The organism is Actinomycetospora sp. (assembly GCF_055612215.1).
The window spans coordinates 1-1,946 of record NZ_JBVPVA010000239.1; the positions used below are offsets into that span (position 1 = coordinate 1).

General features: G+C 75.3%; 3 protein-coding genes. 2 read left to right on the forward strand and 1 reads right to left on the reverse strand.

The window, feature by feature from the left end:
- Positions 1-145 precede the first annotated feature (145 nt).
- Positions 146-478, reverse strand: a complete 333-nt coding sequence (locus AC0CYZ_RS06560) for a GYD domain-containing protein (RefSeq protein ID WP_472213507.1) — start codon at positions 476-478, stop codon at positions 146-148.
- Between the two features lie 100 nt (positions 479-578).
- Here AC0CYZ_RS06560 and AC0CYZ_RS06565 point away from each other — a divergent pair, with 100 nt between their 5' ends.
- The gene (locus AC0CYZ_RS06565; RefSeq protein WP_472213509.1) at positions 579-1,310 is read left to right on the forward strand and encodes a 2-keto-4-pentenoate hydratase; all 732 of its coding nucleotides are present in this window, start codon (positions 579-581) and stop codon (positions 1,308-1,310) included.
- An 82-nt stretch (positions 1,311-1,392) separates the two neighbouring features.
- Positions 1,393-1,946, forward strand: a 554-nt coding sequence (locus tag AC0CYZ_RS06570; RefSeq protein WP_472213511.1) for an MBL fold metallo-hydrolase, incomplete at its 3' end; no start/stop codon positions are given.

The following is a 1,946-nucleotide window of genomic DNA, read 5'->3' on the forward strand; positions in this document are numbered from 1 at the left end:
AACACACACGGCTACCTCACCCGAGCCGCCATCGACACCGCCGCACGCCTCCGAGAGCGCGCCCGCCACCGCGCCGGCGAACCGGACCCCGACACCGAACCCGACCCCAACGACCGCTTCCCCGAGGAACCGCCCTTCTGATCACTCAGCCGCCGGGACGACGAAAGGCGGCCGCGGCGGTCTGGGCCACGTCGAGGATCGGCGTGACGTCCGCGGCGGGCCAGAGTCGCTGCATGCGGACCGACGCGAACGCGCCCGACGCCGTGATGACGAGGCTGATCGCTGCTGCGGTGTCGGCGTCGGGCGCGTCGACCAGCGCGAGACCCCCGAGGTCGTCGAGCGTGTAGTACAGCGCCGTGAGGGTGCCGCCGGCGTCCTCGACGGTCTTCCGGACCGCCGGCGTGCGATCCACGGGCTCGGCGACCAGACGCGCCCACGTCTCGGGGTGGTAGGAGAAGAAGAACGCGAAGCTCGCCATCGGGCGATGCTGCGGCACCCCGCCCGGACCCGGAACAGCGCGCACCCGGATGGAGCACACCCCGCTTGCCCCGATGCCGTCGTCTCCCCACGCTCGCCGCGTGCTCATCGACGTGGACCAGCGCGCCGCCCGCCGTCTGAGGGCCCGGGACCACGGCACGACCCTGGAGCGCGACCCCGACCTCGACCTCGCGACCGCGTACGCCGTCGCGGCCGAACTGGAACGCCGCCTCACCGCCCGGGGCCACCGCCGCGTCGGCCGCAAGCTCGGCTTCACCAACCGGGCCACCTGGGGCGACCTCGGACTCGACCGGCCGATCTGGGCGCCGGTCTACGACGACACCCTCACCCACGACACCGTCGTCGACCTCACCGGCCGGCCCGAACCACGGCTCGAGCCCGAGATCGTTCTCGGCGTGGGCACGGACGCACGCACCCCCGACGAGCTCGTCGTCGAGTGGGCCGCGCTCGGGGTCGAGATCGTCGCGAGCCACCACCCCGGGTGGCGGCTCACCCCGGGCGAGGCGGTCGCGGACTTCGGGATGCACGCCCTGCTCGTCGTGGGGCCGGCGCTCGACCCGGCGGGCGTCCGCGACCTCGTCGTCACCCTCGCCGGTCCGGACGGCCGGACGACGTCCGGACGCGGCAGCGACGTCCTCGGCGGTCCGGTCGAGGCGCTCGCGGCCCTGCTCGACCTGCCGGGCGCGAGCCCGCTGCGCGCCGGCGAGGTCGTGACGACGGGGTCGCTGGTGGCGCCGCCGTGGATCGCGGCGGGTCAACGCTGGTCGGTGACCGTCCACGGCGGGCCCGAGCTCATCGTCGAGACCTCGTAGGGCACCGTCCGGACGTCCTGCCCGCCGGCTGGTCCTGCGCGACGGGTGCCGGACGGGCCCTCGCGGTGCCACGATCTCGCGCGTGTGCACCGAGGCCAGACCGGCCGATCCCACCGCCGTCGCGATGGCCGCCCCGCGCCGGGCCGAGGGCGACGCCGTCGACCCGATCGCGCTCGAGCCGGTCGACGCGCTGACCATCACGGTCCTCGTCGACAACTCGTTCGACGCCCTGCTGGTGGACTCACCAGTCGCCACCCGGGCCCGCCTGGGTACCGGCGCGCCGCAGGAGGCCCCGCAGTACGTCGACGGCACGACGCGCACCGGGCTCGTCGCGGAACACGGCTTCTCCGCGCTGGTGACGGTCACGCGGGACGGGCACGACCACACGATCCTGTTCGACACCGGCGTCTCCCCCGACGGGCTGGCCACCAACGGCCGCCGCCTCGGCCTCGACCCGGGCGACATCGGCGCGGTCGTCCTCTCCCACGGGCACGCCGACCACACCGGCGGCTTCCCGGGCCTCGAACGCTGGCTGGGCCGGGTGCCGAGCCCGCTCGTCCTGCACCCGGCCGCGTTCACCCGCCGCCGCCTCGCCCCGCCCGGCGGCGACCCGTTCGTCATGCCGCTGCTCGACCG

Excerpts from the sequence above, each read along its gene's own strand:
- AC0CYZ_RS06560 (WP_472213507.1), bottom strand. The coding sequence starts at position 478 with ATGGCGAGCTTCGCGTTCTTCTTCTCCTACCACCCCGAGACGTGGGCG.